At 43.3% G+C, this 21,571-nt stretch carries 20 protein-coding genes; 14 read left to right on the top strand and 6 right to left on the bottom strand.

The window, feature by feature from the left end:
* The first annotated feature begins 409 nt into the window (after positions 1 to 409).
* The 10 genes from dusA (at position 410) to GVO63_RS15355 (ending at position 9,920) form a co-directional block, all read left to right on the top strand.
* Positions 410 to 1,432 (top strand): tRNA dihydrouridine(20/20a) synthase DusA, encoded by a 1,023-nt coding sequence (gene dusA / locus GVO63_RS15400; RefSeq protein WP_159494316.1) that lies wholly within the window; start codon positions 410 to 412, stop codon positions 1,430 to 1,432.
* Positions 1,433 to 1,624: 192 nt separating this feature from the next.
* Positions 1,625 to 1,909: a hypothetical protein gene (locus GVO63_RS15395; RefSeq protein ID WP_159494315.1), complete on the top strand. Its 285-nt coding sequence runs from the start codon at positions 1,625 to 1,627 to the stop codon at positions 1,907 to 1,909.
* Positions 1,910 to 2,238: 329 nt separating this feature from the next.
* Entirely contained in the window at positions 2,239 to 2,907 is a 669-nt protein-coding gene (pspA, locus tag GVO63_RS15390) for a phage shock protein PspA (protein ID WP_159581058.1), read from the top strand.
* Positions 2,908 to 2,969: 62 nt separating this feature from the next.
* On the top strand, positions 2,970 to 3,170 hold the full coding sequence (locus tag GVO63_RS15385) for a PspC domain-containing protein (RefSeq protein ID WP_159494326.1): 201 nt from the start codon (positions 2,970 to 2,972) through the stop codon (positions 3,168 to 3,170).
* The gene (locus GVO63_RS15380) at positions 3,170 to 3,532 is read left to right on the top strand and encodes a hypothetical protein (protein WP_159494314.1); all 363 of its coding nucleotides are present in this window, start codon (positions 3,170 to 3,172) and stop codon (positions 3,530 to 3,532) included. The genes GVO63_RS15385 and GVO63_RS15380 overlap by 1 nt, the downstream gene beginning before the upstream one ends.
* Before the next feature lie 156 nt (positions 3,533 to 3,688).
* Positions 3,689 to 4,681 carry a DUF2333 family protein gene (locus tag GVO63_RS15375; protein WP_159494313.1) on the top strand — a complete coding sequence of 331 codons (993 nt, stop codon included), beginning with the start codon at positions 3,689 to 3,691 and terminating at the stop codon, positions 4,679 to 4,681.
* Between the two features lie 3 nt (positions 4,682 to 4,684).
* Positions 4,685 to 5,440: a TIGR04219 family outer membrane beta-barrel protein gene (locus tag GVO63_RS15370; protein ID WP_159494312.1), complete on the top strand. Its 756-nt coding sequence runs from the start codon at positions 4,685 to 4,687 to the stop codon at positions 5,438 to 5,440.
* A gap of 199 nt (positions 5,441 to 5,639) precedes the next feature.
* Positions 5,640 to 7,463, top strand: coding sequence for an assimilatory sulfite reductase (NADPH) flavoprotein subunit (locus GVO63_RS15365; RefSeq protein WP_159581055.1), 1,824 nt, complete (start codon positions 5,640 to 5,642; stop codon positions 7,461 to 7,463).
* A complete protein-coding gene (gene cysI / locus GVO63_RS15360; protein WP_159494310.1) occupies positions 7,463 to 9,184 on the top strand; it encodes an assimilatory sulfite reductase (NADPH) hemoprotein subunit in 1,722 nt (573 codons plus the stop codon). The genes GVO63_RS15365 and cysI overlap by 1 nt, the downstream gene beginning before the upstream one ends.
* A complete protein-coding gene (locus GVO63_RS15355; protein WP_159494309.1) occupies positions 9,174 to 9,920 on the top strand; it encodes a phosphoadenylyl-sulfate reductase in 747 nt (248 codons plus the stop codon). The genes cysI and GVO63_RS15355 overlap by 11 nt, the downstream gene beginning before the upstream one ends.
* On the opposite strand, the gene GVO63_RS15350 is transcribed toward GVO63_RS15355, so the two are convergent.
* Positions 9,917 to 10,750 carry a TIGR03899 family protein gene (locus GVO63_RS15350; protein ID WP_159581079.1) on the bottom strand — a complete coding sequence of 278 codons (834 nt, stop codon included), beginning with the start codon at positions 10,748 to 10,750 and terminating at the stop codon, positions 9,917 to 9,919. The two genes, GVO63_RS15355 and GVO63_RS15350, sit on opposite strands and share 4 nt — an antisense overlap.
* 214 nt (positions 10,751 to 10,964) lie before the next feature.
* Here GVO63_RS15350 and GVO63_RS15345 point away from each other — a divergent pair, with 214 nt between their 5' ends.
* The gene (locus tag GVO63_RS15345; RefSeq protein WP_159581052.1) at positions 10,965 to 13,187 is read left to right on the top strand and encodes an EAL domain-containing protein; all 2,223 of its coding nucleotides are present in this window, start codon (positions 10,965 to 10,967) and stop codon (positions 13,185 to 13,187) included.
* On the opposite strand, the gene GVO63_RS15340 is transcribed toward GVO63_RS15345, so the two are convergent.
* Positions 13,184 to 13,771 (bottom strand): uracil-DNA glycosylase family protein, encoded by a 588-nt coding sequence (locus GVO63_RS15340; RefSeq protein ID WP_159581049.1) that lies wholly within the window; start codon positions 13,769 to 13,771, stop codon positions 13,184 to 13,186. The genes GVO63_RS15345 and GVO63_RS15340 overlap by 4 nt on opposite strands.
* A gap of 114 nt (positions 13,772 to 13,885) precedes the next feature.
* Here GVO63_RS15340 and GVO63_RS15335 point away from each other — a divergent pair, with 114 nt between their 5' ends.
* The gene (locus GVO63_RS15335; protein WP_159494306.1) at positions 13,886 to 14,191 is read left to right on the top strand and encodes a pyridine nucleotide transhydrogenase; all 306 of its coding nucleotides are present in this window, start codon (positions 13,886 to 13,888) and stop codon (positions 14,189 to 14,191) included.
* Between the two features lie 54 nt (positions 14,192 to 14,245).
* Here the strand turns inward: GVO63_RS15335 and sthA are convergent, their stop codons facing one another.
* Positions 14,246 to 15,667, bottom strand: a complete 1,422-nt coding sequence (gene sthA, locus GVO63_RS15330; protein ID WP_159494305.1) for a Si-specific NAD(P)(+) transhydrogenase — start codon at positions 15,665 to 15,667, stop codon at positions 14,246 to 14,248.
* A gap of 239 nt (positions 15,668 to 15,906) precedes the next feature.
* Positions 15,907 to 17,034 (bottom strand): fatty acid desaturase, encoded by a 1,128-nt coding sequence (locus tag GVO63_RS15325; RefSeq protein ID WP_159581046.1) that lies wholly within the window; start codon positions 17,032 to 17,034, stop codon positions 15,907 to 15,909.
* Between the two features lie 352 nt (positions 17,035 to 17,386).
* Between GVO63_RS15325 and fabR the strand changes: the two genes are divergently transcribed.
* On the top strand, positions 17,387 to 17,980 hold the full coding sequence (gene fabR / locus GVO63_RS15320) for an HTH-type transcriptional repressor FabR (protein WP_159494303.1): 594 nt from the start codon (positions 17,387 to 17,389) through the stop codon (positions 17,978 to 17,980).
* Between the two features lie 65 nt (positions 17,981 to 18,045).
* Here fabR and trmA read toward each other — a convergent pair whose 3' ends face one another.
* Positions 18,046 to 19,143 (bottom strand): tRNA (uridine(54)-C5)-methyltransferase TrmA, encoded by a 1,098-nt coding sequence (gene trmA, locus GVO63_RS15315; protein WP_159581043.1) that lies wholly within the window; start codon positions 19,141 to 19,143, stop codon positions 18,046 to 18,048.
* Positions 19,144 to 19,349: 206 nt separating this feature from the next.
* Between trmA and GVO63_RS15310 the strand changes: the two genes are divergently transcribed.
* A complete protein-coding gene (locus GVO63_RS15310) occupies positions 19,350 to 20,666 on the top strand; it encodes a DUF5610 domain-containing protein (RefSeq protein ID WP_159581040.1) in 1,317 nt (438 codons plus the stop codon).
* Positions 20,667 to 20,731: 65 nt separating this feature from the next.
* On the opposite strand, the gene GVO63_RS15305 is transcribed toward GVO63_RS15310, so the two are convergent.
* On the bottom strand, positions 20,732 to 21,196 hold the full coding sequence (locus tag GVO63_RS15305) for an RNA-binding protein (RefSeq protein ID WP_015068072.1): 465 nt from the start codon (positions 21,194 to 21,196) through the stop codon (positions 20,732 to 20,734).
* Positions 21,197 to 21,571 lie beyond the last annotated feature (375 nt).

The following is a 21,571-nucleotide window of genomic DNA, read 5'->3' as shown; positions in this document are numbered from 1 at the left end:
GTATTACCCTCACGGCGCATGACCGGAGCCACCCTTAAAGGCGTTAAGTGAAATGTACGTATTTCCGTGGTTCCTCCGATTGACTCAACGGCAAGGCTATTCGCAACGGAACGATTAGCTCAGCGGCAATGTCATTCTCATCTTGCGTCCATACCGCCTTAGAAAACGCAAAAGAAGGCCTGATCTTATTTCATCTAAACCTTACTCTCACCTGATAGACATTGATATTTTTTCTCGTCGTCTTAGTGATGCTATACTACGCCATCTTATTTTCCGCCTAAAAACTTGGGCCCCAAAAAGACTCTTTTTGGGCCCCAATACAGTGAAAATAAGGAAATAAAGGGATAAATACCGCATTTGGTATTTACTCAAGAAGTTAAATATTATCTAAATAAAACATGGGCTTAAATTGAATACTACTGTTCAAACTCTTGACCGCAGATTCTCTGTCGCTCCAATGCTGGATTGGACAGATCGCCATTGTCGCTACTTTTTACGATTAATGTCCAAGCACACACTCCTCTATACGGAAATGGTGACAACAGGAGCAATCATCTACGGCAAAGGCGATTATCTTGGTTACAACCAAGAAGAACATCCTGTGGCTGTACAGCTGGGCGGCAGTGATCCGTCTGATATGGCCAAGTGTGCCGAGTTATCACAAGCGCGCGGTTACGATGAGGTAAACATAAACGTAGGCTGCCCCAGTGACAGAGTGAAAAACGGTAGTTTTGGCGCATGCTTGATGGCGCAACCTGACGTTGTGGCAAGCTGTGTGAAAGCCATGCAGGCAGCTGTAGATATTCCCGTTACGGTTAAGTGCCGAATTGGTATTGACGACATGGATGAAGATGAAGACTTTGCCCGCTTTATTGACACTGTCGCTGATGCTGGATGCGATACCTTCATCGTTCATGCAAGAAAGGCATGGTTGCAAGGTCTAAGTCCAAAAGAGAACCGTGAAATTCCGCCGTTAAACTATCCTAGAGTTCATAAGCTTAAAGAAGCTCGCCCTGAATTATCAATCAGTATTAACGGCGGTATAAAAACGCTTGCAGAAACGCAACAGCAACTACAAAGTGTCGATGGCGTGATGGTAGGGCGCGAGGTATACAGTAACCCTTACATTATGGCGACCGTTGATAGGGACATATTTGATGATGCTAACGCGCAGAGTCTGTCAAGACGTGAGATAGTGCTTCAAATGCAGCAATACATAGAGCGCCAGGACGATCCGTACTTTAAGCCGTGGCATGCCGCGCGTCATATTTTAGGGCTTTACCAAGGTCAAGCCGGTGGGCGTATTTGGCGTAGATACTTAAGTCAAAATGGTACGGGAAAAAGCCCTGATCCTAATCTGCTTTTAAATGCACTTGACGCGGTAGAGAGTGCACAGAGAGAAGTCGCTGAGCACAATAGTCAAAAAGGCTAACAATTTAGTGATTTTGACTAAAGTTTAATATTTGTTCAATTCCACCAAAGCTCGCGTTCCTGCGGGCTTTTTGTTTAATTATTTACATATCAAGTGTTTAAGTTGTTTTTAATGACTTGGCACAGCTCTCGCAATCCCCTAACTATCGCAACGACAACGTGTTGTTGCACTGGCTAAATTTAGAGGGATATTATGAAAACTTCATTAATCGCAGCAACAATACTGACAGCAAGCATGGCAAGCAGCGTAGCAAATGCAGAAGAGTCAGTGCTTCAGACATTTTTAACGAATGTAGTGTCAAACGCAGTGGCCACAACAACACAAGAATTAAAAACTGATGTATATCAAGCTGTGGCCAACGCCACGTATCACTTTGAGTTAAGTCCTCAAGAAGTTCGAGGAAGTGGAAAGGTGAGTGTTACTGATCTGGTTGTTGTTGAGTCAACAGAAGACAGTGCAGAAAAAGATGCCGATTAATTCTAAACCAGCAACGAACAAAGCGCCTACGGGCGCTTTTTTTATGCGCATTTTACGCTAAAAGCAGATTTTCGACGGTGAAAACCGCAAGTGGTCAATTTAACAATTGAGTTGGTTAAATACGCTAATTTATGAGTCTGCTCGTAAATTCACCAAGTCATAAAATAGTGAAAACTTAATAATATTTAGAAAAATCATATGCTTAAATAAATGGCATGGTCATTGTAATACACATTGTGTTGATAAGAACTCAGTCAGCGGTGACCAGAAGCGAGTTTGACGGAATGCATGCTGGAAACCAACACACTATCTTTAATGGAGAAATAATCATGGGTATGTTTTCACGTATTAACGACATTGTTCAAGCAAACATCAATTCAATACTCGACAAGGCAGAAGATCCTGAAAAAATCATTCGTTTGATTATTCAAGAGATGGAAGAAACTCTAGTTGAGGTTCGCACCGATGCAGCTCGCTTTATTGCACAGCGTAAAACGTTAGCGCGTCATATGGCTGCGGCAAATAAAGAGATTGAAGGTTGGCAGCACAAAGCACAAATAGCGATGAACAATGATAAAGAGTCATTGGCGAAAGCAGCGCTAATTGAAAAGCAAAAATATGTAGCCAAGCTAAGCTCACTTGAAGAACAGGATGCTCACTTAGCGGAAAGCATTGAGAAGATTCAAGGCGACACGGCCCGGTTGAACAGCAAGTTAGCGGAAGCCAAAGCGAAGCAGAAAACGTTGGTTCAACGCAAACATTCGGCGCAAACCCGACTTAAAGTTAAGCAAGCTGATCATGAAGGCAAAATTGACGATGCGATGATGCGTTTTGAAAGTTACGAGCAACGTATTGAGCATTTAGAAGCGCAAGTCGATTCTTACGACTTAACTAAGTCTACAGAAGCGGCGTCACTGCAAGCTGAGTTTGATGCCATGGAAGCAGACGAAGCGATAGAAAAGGAACTGGCAGAGCTTAAGAAGAAAAAGGTCGCGTAAGCGACCTTGAGTAAGGCCCCCCATATTGTAAATATCGAAAGTAAGCATTGTTGGAGAAGATGATGAAAATACCATCACAAAAACGAATTTATAGAGACCTTGATTCTGGAATCATTTCAGGTGTGTGTGCAGGTGTTGCACGTTATTTTGATATAGATGCAGTATGGGTAAGAGCAGCGGCAGTAGCGGGGTTGTTTATTGCAACTCCCATTACGCTAGTGGCTTACGTGGCTGCGGTTATCTTGTTGCCGAGATTAGTGTAATGAAAAACTTTCTCATTGCTCTGGTAATTGCCATCGTTCTGATTAACTGTCTGGGCAGTGTAGTCGATAGTTGGTTGGGTATGCACTTAATCATGTCAGATGAACTTTTGAGCCCTTGGGAGAATGTAGCCGTGTTATCACTTATTGGTGTGGCGCTCGCCATCGTAGGTTTCGTTGTTGCCGTGAGTGTGATAGGCACTATCCTTCTCGCATTAGGTGCAGGCTTTTTGGCGCTTTTGGTTATGGGGGTAAGCGCGTTTTGGCCAATAATACTCATCGTTGTAGCACTATATGCGTTGAAAAATAGAAACTCTGCAGCGTATAAGCAACAAAATGAGCGGAACATGCAACATACGTTATAACTAACATAAATAAATTTAAATTGTGTTAACGTAGTAAATGGTGGTGTTATATGGATAACCGTCATAAAGGTTTCGCATTTTTCACATATTATTAATAGTTTCAAATAGCTGACCACTGTCGGCTATTTGTTATTTAAAAGGAAGGTTGGTGTTTATATGAGACAATCTATTAACTCAAAACGGATAGCGATTGTCGCTGTGGTGATAGTTTTACTTTTCTGGCTAATCGGGTGGTATTGGAGTTTATCCCCGGATACGTTTGATGTCAGAGAACGCTTAGAGCAAAATTCACCGGTTGAGAACCCAACAAACATTGCGGGTTACACATTAACAACCACGATGATTGATGTGTCTGAAACACTCCTCAACAAGCCTGGTGGATACATTTCTAATGATGTTATCCCACCCAGTGTCTTCTTAGATAATATGCCTGCTTGGGAATTTGGTGCATTAGAAATGGTGCGTGATTTAGCACTTTCTATGCGTAAAGACTTTAGCCGCTCTCAATCTCAATCAATTGAAAACCCATACCTGACTAAAGCGCACCCTAAATTTAATATGGATCATAAAAGTTGGGCTTTACCTTCTTCTGAATCGAGCTATGCAGAAGGCATTGAACTTCTTAAAAAGTATCGAGATGAGCTGGCGAATACACGCAATTCAGACAGTCAGTTCTACACCCGCGCCGATAACTTACGTGAGTGGTTGAAGCAGGTTGAAAAACGATTAGGTAGCTATTCACAAAGACTTAGTGCCAGCGTAGGATCTGCGAGAGTTAATACAGATTTGGCAGGCGATGCTAACGCGAAACAATCTACTCCTAGTGCCAACCAACGGGTTGTTCAAACTAGCTGGTGGAAATTAGACGACAATTTCTATGAAGCACGCGGTGCTACATGGGCTTTGCTGCATTTTCTTAAAGCAGTAGAAATTGAGTTTAACGATGTGCTGGAAGATAAGAACGCCTTAGTAAGTCTTCAGCAAATCATTCGTGAACTGGAAGCAACACAACAGTCTGTATTCAGTCCGATGATTTTAAATGGCAGCGGCTTTGGTATGTTAGCTAATCACTCTTTAGTTATGGCTAACTATATTTCTCGAGCAAACGCTGCTTTAATTGAAATATCAGAACTTCTCAATCAAGGATAATTAATGAAAAAGGGTCTTATAGCTGCCGCATTGGGATGCGCCTTGTTTTCCATTTCATCTCAAGCAGACACTATTGCAGGCGTTTATGTTGGCGCTCAAGTATGGCAAACCGATACGCAAGGCGGTTTCGCTGACAGCAACAACACTGCCGACTTTAACTTTGACGATGAAACCAATACGGCGCTCTACATTGCCTTCGAACATCCCGTACCGTTCTTGCCAAACATAAAGGTTAATCACACCACATTGGATAACTCTGGCACGACAGCGCTCGATGCAAACTTCACGTTTGACGACCAGCTGTTTACGCAAAGTACGGTGGTGAATACAGATATCGAGCTTGATGCAACAGACTTTATCTTATATTACGAGTTGTTTGATAACGACTTAGTAAGCTTTGACCTCGGTGTAAATGCAAAATATATTGACGGTGCGTTGTTTGTTGTTGATACAGCAAGCGATACCAGCGGTTCTGCGGAATTTTCAGGTATTGTTCCAATGGCTTATTCCAAAGTGCAGCTGGGGTTGCCGTTCACAGGGTTGTCAGCATATTTTGAAGGAAGTTACTTGTCGTTTGACGACCATGAACTTAGCGACTATCAAGCGGCCGTTCAGTATTCGTTTATCGAAAGTTTAGCTATCGATATGACGCTTCAAGTTGGTTACAGAAACGTAACGGTTGATATTGAAGATCTTGACGATGTATATGCTGACATGGAATTCGATGGCATGTTTGCTGGCTTAGAGCTCCATTTCTAAGCACTGACGAGTGAGTTTGAGGGGCGTGGGTGCGACAGCATTTCACGCCTTTTTTGTTGTAGCCAATGAAATCTTTTTATCATTATTACTAAATCCTCTAGTCATTAGCACTTTCAGTAATAAAAAAGTCTCTTTTATTCTTTTCTCTTCTTGATGAAAGCCGTTAGCCTATGCAGCATTGAAATAAGGCTAAAAGACTATGTCACAAGATTCTAATTCGAACTCAGCGCCAGGCGCGGTATTAAACGAACAGCAGTGGAATGCGATTACGCAAGCCATTGCGGGCTTAAATCGTGATCAACTTACTTGGGTAAGTGGCTATGCTGCTGGCATGGCGGCTGCGCAAGGGGGGGCAGTTGCTCCGGTATTGCAAAGTGCAGCAGCCGTTGCGGGTGACGCCCCTACACTAACCATTTTGTATGGGTCACAAACCGGCAATGCGAAAGGCTTGGCGGCACAATGTCAGGCCAAAGCAGAAGAAGCGGGCTTTAACAGCAAGCTTGTCAGTATGGCAGATTACAAGCCTCGTAATTTAAAGGCTGAAACCCATGTCGCGGTTTTTGTAAGCACACACGGAGAAGGTGACGCGCCTGATGATGCTATTGAGCTTCACGAATTTTTAGCTGGCAAGAAAGCGCCAAAGCTTGCAAATACCAAATATGCCGTCGTCGGTTTAGGCGATAGCAGCTATGAGTTTTTCTGCCAGACAGGTAAAGATTTTGATGAGCGTTTAGCTAAGCTAGGTGGCAACGCCATTATTGATCGACTAGATTGCGACGTCGACTACGAAGCTGAAGCAGAGGCGTGGCTCAACAAACTTATCGAGTCGCTCAAAGACGATTTTAGTGCTGCATCACAAACGGCAGTAGCAGCACAAACTGGCGCAGCGGTACAAGGTGTAGCAGCACAGACTTATACGAAAAAAGCGCCGTTTAAAGCGACGCTAATTGACGCACAAAAGATTACAGGCCGCGATTCAGTAAAAGATATTCGCCATATAGAAATAAGCCTTGAAGATAGCGGTATTACCTATCAACCCGGCGACGCGCTAGGCGTGTGGTTTAAAAATGCAGCATCGTTGGTGTCAGACCTCATTAGCATTTTGTCACTAGACGGCAATGCAGAAGTAACGGTCGGTGACGCGACGATGACGCTCACTGATGCGTTGACATCTAAGCTTGAGCTAACGCTAAGCTATCCCAATTTTATAAAGTCATATCAAGCAGCAACGGGCTCTGAGTCATTGGCTGCCCTGATGGAAGATAAAGCGCAGCTGCGTACGTACATGGCTGAGCGTCAAATCATTGATATTGTTCGCGATCATCCAGGCAAGTTGTCTGAACAGCAGCTTGTTGATGCGCTACGCCCATTAACACCGCGTTTGTATTCTATTGCATCAAGCCAAGCAGAAGTGGAAGAAGAAGTACACTTAACGGTTGCTCACGTCGACTACGAAGCGTTTGGCCATCGCCATCAAGGCGGAGCTTCAGGCTTCTTGTGTGAGTATTTAGAGGAAAATGGCGAGGTTGAAGTCTTCGTTGAAACGAACGACAACTTCCGTTTGCCAGCGGATCCTAATACCCCTGTCATCATGGTTGGTCCGGGTACAGGCATTGCACCGTTTAGGTCGTTTATGCAAGAGCGTGACGTACAAGGCGCGGAAGGCAAAAATTGGTTGTTCTTCGGCAACCCCCACTTCACACAAGATTTCCTATATCAAGTTGAGTGGCAAAGCTACGTTAAAGAAGGCCTGTTGGACAAAATCACGCTGGCATTCTCTCGTGACCAAGAAGAAAAAGTCTATGTTCAGCACCGGTTACTAGAAAACGGTAAAGAAGTGTATGAATGGCTTGAGCAGGGCGCACACTTCTATGTATGTGGCGATGCAATGCACATGGCGAAAGATGTAGAAAACGCCCTTATCAGTATTGTGCAGGAGCACGGCGGAAAGTCTGAAGCCGATGCAAAAGCCTATGTTGTAGAGTTACGAAAAGCGAAACGTTATCAGAAGGATGTCTATTAATGAGTAATGAAAAATCACCATTTATCGTTGAGGGCAAGCTGGCTGACAACGAGCGCTTAAAGCGCGAAAGTAATAATTTGCGTGGCACCATCACAACCGATCTTAAAGATGATCTTACCGGTGGATTTACGGCTGATAACTTCCAGCTCATTCGCTTTCACGGCATGTACCAACAAGACGACCGTGATATTCGTGCTGAGCGTGCAAAACAAAAACTAGAGCCACTTCACAATGTGATGTTGCGCGCACGTTTACCAGGCGGCGTTATCACGCCTGATCAATGGCTAGCTATCGATAAATTCGCCGCCGAACACACCATGTACGGCAGTATTCGTTTAACGACGCGTCAAACGTTCCAGTTCCACGGTGTGCTAAAGCCTAAAATTAAGTCTATGCATCAAATGCTAAACAAAGTCGGCATCGACTCTATTGCGACGGCAGGTGATGTAAACCGAAACGTATTGTGTACATCTAACCCGGTGGAATCGGAGCTACATCTTCATGCGTTTGAATGGGCTAAGAAGATAAGTGAACACTTACTTCCTAAAACTCGCGCTTATGCTGAAATTTGGTTAGACGGTGAAAAAGTCGAAACAACGGAAAAGCCGGTTGAGCCTATTTTGGGTGATAACTACCTACCGCGTAAGTTTAAAACGACGGTGGTTATTCCTCCGCAAAATGATGTTGATGTTCACGCAAACGACCTTAACTTTGTTGCGATTGCTGAAAATGGACAGCTAGTTGGCTTTAACGTACTTGTTGGTGGTGGTCTTGCGATGACTCACGGCGACAAGAGCACGTATCCGCGTAAAGCATCTGACTTCGGATTTATCCCACTAGAAAATACGCTTGATGTTGCAGCTGCGGTTGTAACAACTCAACGTGACTGGGGTAACCGCGTTAATCGTAAGAACGCCAAAACCAAATACACGTTAGAGCGTGTTGGGGTAGAAAATTTTAAAGCCGAAGTTGAAAAGCGCGCAGGCGTGACTTTCCAAGATAGCCGACCTTACGAGTTTACAGGTCGTGGCGATCGTTTTGGCTGGGTTGAAGGCATCGACGGCAAATACCATCTTACTGTGTTCATTGAAAATGGTCGTATTTTAGATTACCCAGGCAAAACACTGAAAACGGGCTGTGCTGAAATAGCCAAAATCCACAAAGGGGATTTCCGTTTAACGGCAAACCAGAACTTGATCATTGCCGGTGTAGCGCCGCAAGACAAAGACAAGATTGAAGCTCTTGCTCGTGAACATGGGCTGATAGCGCCTTCAATCTCTAACCAGCGGTTAGATTCAATGGCCTGTGTGGCACTGCCAACGTGCCCACTAGCCATGGCAGAAGCTGAGCGTTATTTGCCTGATGCGGTTACCGAGTTAGAAGGTTTACTAGCCAAACACGGGTTGGAAGAAGACAGCGTTATCTTCCGTGTAACTGGTTGCCCGAACGGGTGTGGCCGCGCCATGTTGTCTGAAGTTGGTTTGGTAGGTAAAGGCCCTGGCAAATACAACTTGCACTTGGGCGGTAACCGAGAAGGTACACGCATTCCACGTATGTATCGAGAGAACATTAGCGAACAGGAAATCATGGCTGAATTAGATACGTTGTTTGGTCAATGGGCCAAAGAGCGTGAAGCTGGCGAAGCCTTTGGAGATTATGTTGTTCGCGCTGGTGTTGTAAAACCAGTAGTAGACTCCGCACGGGATTTCTATGACGCATAATACAGCAGAAAAGCAGCAACCACTTACGCTTGATATCAGCAAGGAAGCCCTTGTTGATATCAACGATTCGCTGGAAAAAATGACGGCGCAAGAGCGTGTTGCTTGGGCGTTGGATAACTTGCCTGATACTCATATTGTGTCTTCGAGTTTCGGAGCGCAATCAGCGGTTATGCTGCATATGCTCACTCAAGCACAACCGGATATTCCTGTTGTGCTTACCGATACGGGGTACCTGTTTCCTGAAACGTACAAGTTCATTGATGAGTTGGTTGAAAAGCTCAACTTAAACTTGCACGTTTACAGCGCAGAGATATCATCTGCATGGCAAGAGGCACGATTTGGCAGACTTTGGGAACAAGGCATTGAAGGTATTGAAAAATACAACAGGATGAACAAAGTTGAGCCTATGCAGCGTGCATTGCGTGACCTTGATGCGGGCACGTGGTTTGCGGGTCTGCGCAGAAGCCAGTCTGATACACGCGGCAAATTGCCGGTTCTCCAAAAAGTGGGGGAGCAGTTTAAACTTTATCCGATCATCGATTGGAGCAATAAAGACCTTCACTATTACCTGAAAGAAAACGGTTTGTCTTACCACCCTCTCTGGGAACAAGGTTATGTCTCGATTGGTGATTGGCACACAACGCAATCGCTGCAGGAAGGGATGAGTGAGCAAGATACCCGTTTCTTTGGATTGAAGCGCGAGTGCGGATTGCACGAGTTTGGTGATGGTATTTAACTTATGTTGAATACCTCACCCAAAACGGTCTTAAGTTCTTGTAGGTACGTTTCATTAGCGGACTTAGTCACCAGTTTGTACAGTTCGCTACCCACTGGCGTAAACTTGTAGTACACCAACGCAACGCCCGACGTCTTACAGGTTAGCGTGATGTTCTCATTAACACATCGCCAAGTAACCTGTTGCCCTTCAGTATATTCTCCGCTCTCGATTTCACTGGCATAAATTAATTTCATCTCTTGCAGCGACAATAGGTCAGGGTAACTCAACCCAACAGATGCTAGATTCAGTTGTTCTGGAATAGGCTTTCTGAGAAACGAAAATAGACCTTTGCGCTTATGATACCCCACTAATATGCGTGGAACGACATCATTACTTTTCCTGCTCGCCACGTTAACTGCTTTATTAAATACTTTTGCATCTCTGTGAGTGAGTGTTTTTAGCAATTGTAAAGTGCGAAGTGAAAAACTGCCCGGGCGGGCTACTTCAACGGCAAAAATCTTTCCCCATAATTCTTGCATTGGTGGGCTGTATATCTCTTCAGCCATGGTACTGAATGCAAAAAACCAATCGGGATCAAGATTATCGCTAGTTTGTTCGTTGATCGAAACATTTAGTGCTATATTTAGTACAGCTTGAAGATTGCTCGCTTTTTGTGTTTCTAGAATTTGTTTTCTTCGCTCTAGCGCATGTTTTTGCTTTTTAGGATCAGGAGACAACATAGAAGGGCTAATTCCCACTCTAGCAAACCACGAGAGCATGCGTTGACGACTTGCATCCGCTTGAACAGAGCTTGCTACCTTTTCAGCAGCGGGTTGGTCAGGGGACAAATTTGTGCTGCTCACTTCCGTGTTCTGGGTTTTTTTTATCTCAGGGGAAAAGTGCTGAGGTGTTATCTTCATATTAGTTTTAATAGATGAATGTTAATTAGCATGTACCATGAGAGCACTATTGCATTGCGTAATCCATTTATCAATGTAATCGTCTTCCCAATACAGTAAGGCGTGCATTCTTGGTGTGTATATTTCGGGGAAATAAGCGGTAATGTCGGAAATGGATTACGAAAACGACGAGTTAATATTTTTAGATGACAGTTTAGCTGAAGAGCAAATATTGCTCGGAAAGGATTGGAATATTCTCATAGTCGACGATGACGAAGAGATCCACACCGTGACGCGACTCGCGTTATCTGATCTTGTCGTTAACGACCGTAAACTAAACTTTATTAATGCATATTCGGCAAAGCAAGCGAAAGAACTTCTTCATGAATATGGCAATAGTATCGCCATTATATTACTTGATGTCGTCATGGAAACGGACGATGCAGGCTTTGATGTCGTTAAGTACATTCGTGAGGATATGAAATTATTCGAGCCACGAATTATTTTGCGTACAGGTCAGCCTGGCTATGCCCCCGAAGAGCAGGTTATTAAAGTTTACGACATTAATGACTATAAAACGAAAACAGAGCTGACCCGTGCAAAACTGCTAACCACAATTATCTCTTCACTTCGTTCTTACCAGCAAATCATGACCATCAGTCAAAGTCGCGCTGGACTGGAAAAGATTATCACTTCTTCGGCGAATTTGTTTGAAGAGCACTCCGTCAAAGAGTTTTGTGAGGGGGTTGTCACCCAGATTAGTTCGCTTATAGGGCTTGATACTGAAGGCTTGCTGTGTGCCAGAGCGGGTGCTTTGTTAGATAAAGATGATGAAGGCGTATACGTACTCGGCGCTGCAGGTGAGTATGCGCAGTTTATAAACCACCCAGTATCCGATGTTAAAAACCTTGAAATAGAAGAAAATGTTTGCCGCTGTTTACGTATTAAAACTCACATATTTGAGCGGACTTGTACGGTACTCTATATCAGCCGTGCAGGCTTTGAAGCAGCCGTTTATGTTAAGCAAACCAAGGAAATCAGTGAATTAGATAAAAACCTGTTAGAGGTTTTTTTATCTAGCATTTCGGTTGGCTATGAAAACGTAAACCTTTTCCATGAGCTAAGAAATGCAGCATTTCGCGATTGGTTGACGCGACTTCCAAACCGAAACGAATTTATTAATATGCTGGATAAGCCGCATTTATTTGCTGGCGAAAACTGCAGTGTTGCGCTTGTCGATGTTAATCACTTTTCCGATATCAATGACGGATTAGGCCAAGAAGTAGGTAACGAATTGCTTCGTGCAATTAGCGAACGTTTCCAAGCGTCATTCGACGGATTGGTAAAGAAAGGCCGAATAGGTGCGGACGTTTTCGGTCTTATTGGGCCTAATGAATACGTCTGTCCTGAAGCTATCAACGCTATTTTTCAATCTTCGTTTAAAGTGGGCGACCACACACTACCGGTTAATGTCACGGTAGGGTTTTGCAAATTAGATAACAAGCGAAATATTGGGCTCGAAATTTTGAAGCGCACGAATATAGCGCTTAATCGAGCGAAAAAGAATCTCACTGACAACTTTGAATACTACGCAAAAGATATTGAAGACCAGACAACGTGGCGTCTTGATATGATTCGCCGCCTACGTAGTGACTTTGCAGCGAAAAAACTGGAATTGTGGTTCCAACCCCAAGTCGATTTACTGAATGAAAAAGTCGTTGGCATGGAAGGTCTGCTTCGATGGCCCGACGGTGAAGGCGGTTATATTTCTCCTGCTGTTTTTGTTCCTCTTGCTGAATATTCTGGGCTTATCGTTGATATTGGAGAATGGGTGCTAGAAGAATCATGTAACCGCTTACTGGCGCTAAGAGAGAAAGGCTTCGGGCACCTTCGGGTTGCAGTTAATATCTCTATACCACAATTCCGTGACAGACTTTTTGTGGATAAGGTAAAACAAGCGCTCTCTAAACCCAATATTGATCCAAGTCTTTTAGAACTTGAGATAACCGAAAGTGTGGTTATGGATGAGCCTCAAATTGTTATCGACGCGCTGCGCTCACTCAAAGAGTTCGGGGTAAAAATTGCTATCGATGATTTTGGTACAGGTTTCTCTTCTATGAGCTATCTTCAGCAGCTCCCTCTAGACAGGCTGAAGGTAGATCGCTCATTTGTTAAAGACATTGAGCCGGGAGCCAGCGCGGTGCTTGCTGAAACTATTGTGACATTAGGTAATAAGCTGGGGCTGTTAACGATTGCAGAAGGTGTAGAGAAAAGAGAGCAGGCGAGTTATATGATTAAATTAGGGTGTGACGAGGCACAAGGCTTTTTATATGCTAAGCCGATGCCGTTTGATGCCTTACTGTCGTTTTTAGAGTCTCACGATTAGTTTTCCAATGCGTTAGAGATATGGTTTTGCAACAGAGGTAAGCTTTCAGCTTCAAACCACGGATGCTTAGCTAGCCAGCGGTTGTTTCTGCCGGACGGATGAGGGATAACAAAATGTCCGTCATGCGAAGCAAAGGTAGCATTAACCGCTGCTGTAAGACTTTTATACTCAGGTAAGTAATATTGCTGTGCATAGCGGCCGACATAGAGGGTTATCTGAGGTTTTAAATGTAAAAGGAACGCATCATGCCAAGTAGGTGCGCACTCTTTTCTTGGCGGGGCATCAGCGCCGTTTTTGTAGCCAGGGAAACAAAATCCCATAGGTAAAATGGAAATGCATTTAGGATTGTAAAAAGTCGGTTTTGATACCGACAACCAGCCTCGCAGTCTATCACCGCTGGCATCGTTGAAAGCAATGCCGCTTTCGTGAGCCTTTAAACCTGGTGCCTGCCCAATGATGAGTACTTTTGAAAATTTGGCGGCACTAAAAATAGGATTAGGCAGATGGGGGAGGTCGCGCGCGCACACTGTGCAGTTTCTTGCTTTTTCTAAGAGATCATCAAGGTCTTCCAATTTTTTCTCCAAATATTCTCCTTTGTAATACTTTTGTCATAAAACTATGATCTCAATTTGACTATCTCATGTATATACAGTAAGTTTAACAGTGACAGTAGTGAACTGTAATACAGGAGAAGAAACATGCGTAAAGTAGTACTAACCCTTGCTCTATCAGCAGCCTTTGGTATTGCGCATGCGGAATCTGGTGATAACCAGCTTTTCGATTGCATGGATGCGAAAACATTCGAAATGAATAACCAATGTATGTCGGACAAAATCGGCAATAACATTCGTTTCCGTGATGCACAAGCAAAATTGATCGACATCGCAAGCGAAAGTCAGGGTGACTACGCTATTGCAACAATGACTTTCGATCAAGAAAATATGCACATTGACGTCGTAGCACACAAAGATTCGCTTAACGCGCTTGCTGCGAACCGCAACTAATTATTAGTCAACGCATACGAGCCGGCGATAACATCGCCGGCTTTTTTGTATCAGTTAGAAAATTCTGTTTAAGCCATTTATCGCGGCTACCCGGTAGGCTTCAGCCATAGTAGGGTAGTTAAACGTGGTATTAACAAAGTAGTCTATGGTATTACCTTCACCTTTTTGCTGCATGATCGCTTGACCGATGTGAACGATTTCTGAGGCACGTTCACCAAAACAATGGATCCCTAATATCTCTTTTGTTTCACGATGAAACAATATTTTTAGGCTACCTGTTTGCGTTGACGCAATTTGCGCTCTAGCCAGATGTTTGAACTGCGCACGACCTACTTCATAGGGCACTTTTGCGGCAGTCAGCTCTTGCTCCGTTTTACCTACTGAGCTAATTTCTGGAATGGTGTAAATACCTGATGGAATGTCTTCTACCAACGCAGAATGTGTTTTTATGCCCAGCATGGCTTCAGCGGCAAATCGACCTTGGTTATAAGCGGCTGAGGCTAAACTTGGATAACCAATGACATCGCCAACCGCAAATACATTATCTACGTCAGTCTGATAGTTTTCATTCACTTTCAACTGACCCCTGCCATCAGCCTTCAGGCCAATATTTTCCAGTTTTAGTGTATCTGTATTACCCGTACGTCCATTGGCAAACAATAAACAATCGGCACGCATACGCTTGCCTGACTCTAAATTCAATATTACAGAGTCATCATTAGCTTCAACAGACGTGTAGGTCTCGTTGTGACGAATAAGCACGCCGTTGTTCCACAAATGGTAACTAAGTGCGTCAGAGATCTCGTCGTCGAGAAATGACAATAAGCGATCACGCATATTCACAAGATCTACTTTCACGCCTAGACCTCGGAAGATACTAGCATACTCAGATCCAATTACCCCTGCGCCATAAATAATGATGGACTTGGGATCGTGATCCAACGATAAGATAGTGTCTGAGTTATAAATACGCGGGTGGTTGAAGTCGATATCTTTGGGGCAATAGGGGCGCGATCCCGTCGCAATAGCGATTTGCCCTGCAGTAACCGTATCTTTTGAGCCATCTTTTCGCGTAATTTCAAGCGTATGAGCATCGACAAAACTTGCTTCACCGTGAAAAAGCGTCACGCGGTTTCTGTCGTAAAAAGATGAGCGAAGGCGAGTTTGGCTCTTAACCACCCCGCTCGCGTGACGCATTATGTCAGAAAAAGTAAGGCTTTTACTAAGGTGGTTATCAGCAAACAGAGGAGACGAATTGTACTCAATAAGACGACTAACAGAATGACGAAGCGCTTTAGATGGAATGGTTCCCCAATGGGTACAGCCGCCTCCAACCGCTTCATAGCGTTCTACTACCGCCACTTTTTTTCCGGCTTTGGCAAGCTGCATAGCAACCCCTTCACCACCAGGGCCTGTACCTATAACAATTGCGTCGTAGTGATACGACGGAGCTTTAGTTTTTTGCTTCGTTGCCATCTTACTTTCCCGTGTTGTTATTTCTTTGAAACAGCGACGTAAACTGAAGTCATCGCCATCATTAATTTACTGAAGTAGCTTGAAGACCTGCGCTTAAAACAAGGCAAAGCTTTATGCATTAGCTTGACCCACTCTAGTATAACTACCTTACTTAATATGTAATTCCAACTATAGATTAAAAAAAACCACATAAGCATAGACTTATGTGGTTTTTCACAATTTTTTAGTAAAGAAAATGCTTACGCCATTTGAAATGATAAGCTTTGCAAATGGGTCCACTTTTCCTTTTGAACTGCAAAAGCGTTTTTTAACTCTTTGTATTTATATGCAAGCTCTAACCCTTCAATACTGCGCTTCAACGTGCGTTGCTTAACACGCATCACGCGTTTTTTGGTCGCGTAATAGTCGCTCATTCGTTGCATTAACAAGTCATACTCTTCTTGAATTGTATGCATCACTTCTTCAGCATTCGGCAGAAGAGAAACTTTTTCACTCGCTCTTTGCAGCTGCATCGCCGCTAGTGCTTTCTCGATACGCTCTTCCGGAACTTTGCGAAGGTTTGACGTGAGCCCAGCAAACGACAGTCCTTTAATTAACCACTTAGTCGGATCGAATTGATACCAGCGAATGCCGTTGCGATAATCGTATTCAAAAATGTGGTGGTAATTATGGTAGCCTTCACCAAAGGTGAAGAACGCTAACACGCCGTTGTCGCGAGCAGTGTTTTTATCAGTATATGGCTGACTTCCCCAGAAGTGCGCGAGTGAATTGATGAAAAACGTTACATGATGCACAAGCACCAACCGAAGCACGCCGGCCACCAATATCATGCCTAATATGTCACCGTTTAGATAACCGAGTAAGCCCGTCACGCCAAAGTTGGCGGCAAGCACAATAGGTAAATAGTACTTATGTTGCCACATAACCACGCTATCTTTTTGAAGATCTTTGCAGTTACTGTAATCGTCATAACGTTTTGCTTGGTATTCGCGAAGCATCCAACCGATGTGCGCAAACCAAAGGCCTTTTTTCGCTGAATACGGGTCCTTGTCGTTATCATCAACATGGCGATGGTGTACACGATGATCAGACGACCAGTGCAAAATGCTATTTTGCAAGGCCATAGCCCCACCAATAGCAAGTACAACGCGCACCACAATGTTGGCATCGTAGGTTTTGTGCGACCACAACCGGTGATAACCGGCAGTTATCGACATACCTGTAAAGTAAAATAAGAAGATAGCTGTACCGATCTCTGCCCAATCGATACCCTGATATGCCACCCAAAGCGGCACACCAATAAATGCAATTGCGCCCGATATTATAAATACCAGCACATTAGTTAGGATAAGAGGAGGTTTTTTCATTTTAAACTACTTGGCTTACAACTGTTCGCTAATTTATCGTTTTACGGAGCTTCAGGCAAGCAAAACCCCGATAAGTTCTGCTTACATGTGTAAAAATTTAATTATAGTAAAACTAAGTGGGATCGCACATTTTATGCGCGTATTTTTGCTTAATGCTTGTTTATAAACGAGATGATTTTGTTTCTCTTTCCCCATTAGCGTGTCTTGAGATAAACTACACGTGCCAGTCTTTGATGTGTGAAGTTTGATTGCGTTAATGGCTATTCAGATGACGTGTTGCGGTATACTCAAACGCAAAAATATCATCAGGCCGTTAAGTCGTTAAAAAAGCTAATCAACATAGGGTGTGAATGTGAGTCGACAAGAACAAAAATTAAAAACCCGCCAAAATATCATTCATGCTGCGTTTTCATTACTGGATGAAAATCGCAGCTTATCGGCAATTAGTTTACGTGAAGTCGCCAGAGAAGCCGGTATTGCCCCCACCTCTTTTTATAGACACTTTAAAGATATGGATGAGTTGGGTTTAACACTCGTGGATGAAGCGGGATTAGCTCTCAGACAGCTTATGCGTCAGGCTAGACGACGTATTGCGTCTGGCGGCGGTGTTATTCATACCTCTGTAGAAACGTTTATGGAGTTCATTGCTGCCAATACCAACGTTTTCCGCTTACTTTTGCGTGAACACACTGGGACCTCGTCTGCTTATCGATTAGCTGTCTTTAGGGAGATTCAACATTTTATTGATGAACTCACTGACTACATTATAGAGCAGCAAGGTGTGGAGTATGCCTGTGCACAGCTTCAAGCTGATGCCATGGTAAGGCTAGTTTTTAGCGCGGGTGCAGAGGCACTAGAAGCCGATGATAAATTACGCCGAGAAATAGGTGAGAAAGTAAAAGCGCAACTTCGCTTTGTACAGATTGGCGCTACGCAAAAAAATTAGGTGTTCCCTTTTCAGTTAATACTTCCTTGTATTGAGCACTAAAGAGTTAGCAACTTACGCGCAAACTAGTTTTTGCGCGTAAGTAACACACCCGCTTCAATGTGATGCGTGAAAGGGAATTGGTCGAATAGTGCAGATTGGGCGATGTCGTGTGTTTCGCTCAATAGCTCAAGGTTTTGCGCTAAGGTTTCAGGATTACACGAGATATAGACAATATTGTCGTAGTCCTGAATCATTCTCAGCGAGTCTTCATCTAGACCTGCTCTAGGTGGGTCAACTAACACTGTTGTGAAATTATACGCGCTAAGGTCGATACCCTCTAGCCGGCTAAAAGTACGCTCACCTTTCATCGCTTGAGTGAATTCTTCAGCGGCTAGTCTGACGATTTTTACGTTGTCTAGGTTATTTTGCTCAATATTGAACTGCGCAGCTTGCACTGAAGGCTTGGCGATTTCTGTACCCACCACGTTATCGAAATGAAGTGCTAGCGGTAATGAAAAATTGCCTGCGCCACAGTACATTTCTAACAAGTCCCCTGATAGTGGTTTCACACATTCAAGCGCCCATTCAATCATCTTACAATTTACCTCGGCGTTAGGTTGCGTAAAGCTATTCTCGATATGCTTGAAAATAAACTCTTTTCCGTTAACCGGTAAACGCTCAATAACATAATCATTGTCGATAATGAGTTTTTGTTTTCTTGCTCGGCCGATAATATTTACCTTAGGAAAATGCGTTTCTAACGTCGCTTTCAGTGATCGCGCAGCAACTTCCCATTCACTATCTAACTGACGGTGGTATAACAGGCTAATGACAAGTTCGCCAGATAAGGCAGACAGGTAGTCCACTTGAAAAAGCTTCTTTCTTAGTGATTCATTCGGTTTTACCGCCTCGAGCAATAGCTGCATCGCATCGTTTATTGCCTTACAAGCGGGAGGGAAGTGATCTACCCGATACTTTTCTTTTGTTTCTTGATTAAACATGATGTGAAATAAGTCATCACCTTCATGCCATACCCGAAATTCGGCGCGCATGCGATAGTGCGTCGGATTTGATGCAAACACGGAAAGCCTAGGCGCGTTAAATGGAGAAAGTAATGCTGAAAGACGAGCTACTTTTTCGTCTAGCTGAGCTTGATAGCTTTGATGTTCGGTAGCGGTCATAAAATTCTCCATTCATAGTTAGGTCGCGAATTGTAGTCCCTTAAAAAATAACTGCAACAAGCGCTATCTACTTCTGCATAACTATTATTAAGAAAACAATACTAGGGAAGTATTCTCCGAGACATTGTTGTAAAAAAAGCTGTATTAAAATTAAACAATGCGGATTCTTTGCCGATAATAAGAAAGAGGATAGTGAGGATCAAATTATGAACGTGGGTCAAATCAAGGCTTTCATGAATGAACAAAAGGTCGATCAGAAAGCTGATCAGACGGCTTCTGTTAACCCGAATGAAGCGTTAAAAAAGCAATTGCAGCAAGAGGGTTTGCAGCAAGCGGCTGAGTTTTCTAAACAGCAAACTGCATCAGTAACAGTGTCAAGCGGTCAAACCAGCATTGGTATGCGTATTGTCAGTTCAAGTCTGAATCAATCGTTAGAGATAGATGGTCAAAAGCCGAAGGACATTAAAGAAAAAAATGTAGAAGAAAAGTCGAACAGTTTGTTCGATTTTGAAAAAGTCGCAAGAAATGTCCTTAAATTTGTTGGCGGTGTTATTCGCGGCGCAGCTGATGGTGGTGCCAGTAGCGAGAAGTTGAATAGTTTGTTTAGTCAAGCAAGAGAAGGTGTCAGCCGAGGGTTCACTATGGCTGAAAAAGACCTCGCTGGTTTTATGAATGAAGAGATTCAACAAGGAATGACAAAAAGCCGCGACCTTATCGATACAGGAATCAACGATTTAGAAACCGATATACTGGGTCGCCAACAACCGAATGCTGTTACGCTTTCATCATTAAATGCTGTAGCTGCCACAGATGAGAAAAGCGGTAGCTTGCTGATCCGCACTAAAGATGGGGATGAGGTGAGCTTTAGCTTCGAGAGCCTTCGTTCATTCCAGGCCGCTCAGCAAATTAACTTTCAGGCTCAGGCTTCTCAGGAGCAAGCCGGTGGAAGTGGTGAGCAAAGTGAAAGCAGTATTTCAGCCTCTTACTCTCAGCAAACGTCTTATCAGTACTATGAGAGAAGCGGTATTAGTTTCTCGTTGAAAGGCGAACTTGATGAAGATGAATTGGCGTCGATAGCCGATCTGGTTGGGCAAGTTCAGGATCTTGCAGATACTTTCTATAGCGGTGATATAGATAAAGCGTTTGAAGAGGCGCTAAAGTTAGGCTTTGACGACAAAGAGTTAGTGGGTTACGCACTTCAGTTAAATAGAACAACCCAGACAGAAGTGTTGAAGACCTACGAGAACATTAAGCATTACAACGAAAATGAAAAGGATAATTCGAAGTTCGGTAATGTGGTAAGCCCAGTAGCTCAGTATTTAGAGAAAATGATGGATACATTAGCCAGTGCTGAGAATAAACTGGCGAGTAGCGAAGACTACAATACATTAATAGCAGGGTTAATAAATGAAATGAAAGATGTACAGGTGCCTGACCTTATCTCTGCTATAAATAGATTTCGCTCTTTCAACCAGACCTTACTAAATGGTCTGCCGCAATCAGCAGAAACGAAAGACTCCTAATCCTCATAAATGAAAAAGCCCGGAGCAAAATGCTGACCGGGCTTTTTTTTGCGAGCAATTACATATTACTCGTGGTCAACTTTATCTTTCGCTGGGCGAACTTTTAATGTGCGTTCTTGAAAGATTGAGTCGTTTGTTTTATCGATAACGCTGCTCAGATCGTCTGTCACCACTTCGATAAAACCATAGCCTTTTCTTTTTCCAGTTTTACGATCTTTCATTAATCGGACAGACTGTACTTCTATAAAACTGCTGAAGTACTCTTTTACAGCATTTTCATTTGCACGATAAGGCAAATTACCCACATACAAGGTTTCTATCGATCCTTCATTAGAATGTGCTCTGGCATCTGAGGAAGATGGACTTTGAATAAGAGACGCTAGCCAAGGAGTGACGATACCGCTTATCAGCAGAGCTGCTGATACGGTTAGTGGAACATGGACGTTTAAACTAGCAGAAGAAAATAACAAGTACCCTGCAATTGCAAAAATAGCGCTAATAACAGCGCATTGAATAAAGCCTACTTTCATATACCTACCTTTCTATTGTTTATTATGGTGTTGGAGGCTGTATACAGTTTACTCATTTGTAACAATTTGAACAATAAAATGTGAAAAAACTAGTCGAAAGATGCATTGAGTCCATAGAAATGATGGAGAAATGAGCGGTTAGCACTAAAAGTGAGTTAAAAAGCAAAAAAATACAATTCAACTGTTGATCTTTCTCAATAGGTATCTATAATGCGCTCCACGTTCTTAGGGGGCTACGAGAAAAAAGCAGCTACCTAATTAACGAGTGCGAAACCAAGTTTTCAAACAAATAAAAAGTTTAAAAACAGGGTTGACTTCAAATTTAAACGATGTAAAATGCGCACCTCACTCGAACAGGGTGAGTCACTAAGAAGT

It is taken from the genome of Alteromonas sp. KUL106 (genome assembly GCF_009811415.1).
Lineage (GTDB): Bacteria > Pseudomonadota > Gammaproteobacteria > Enterobacterales > Alteromonadaceae > Alteromonas.
This window is presented reverse-complemented; position numbering and strand designations above follow the sequence as displayed.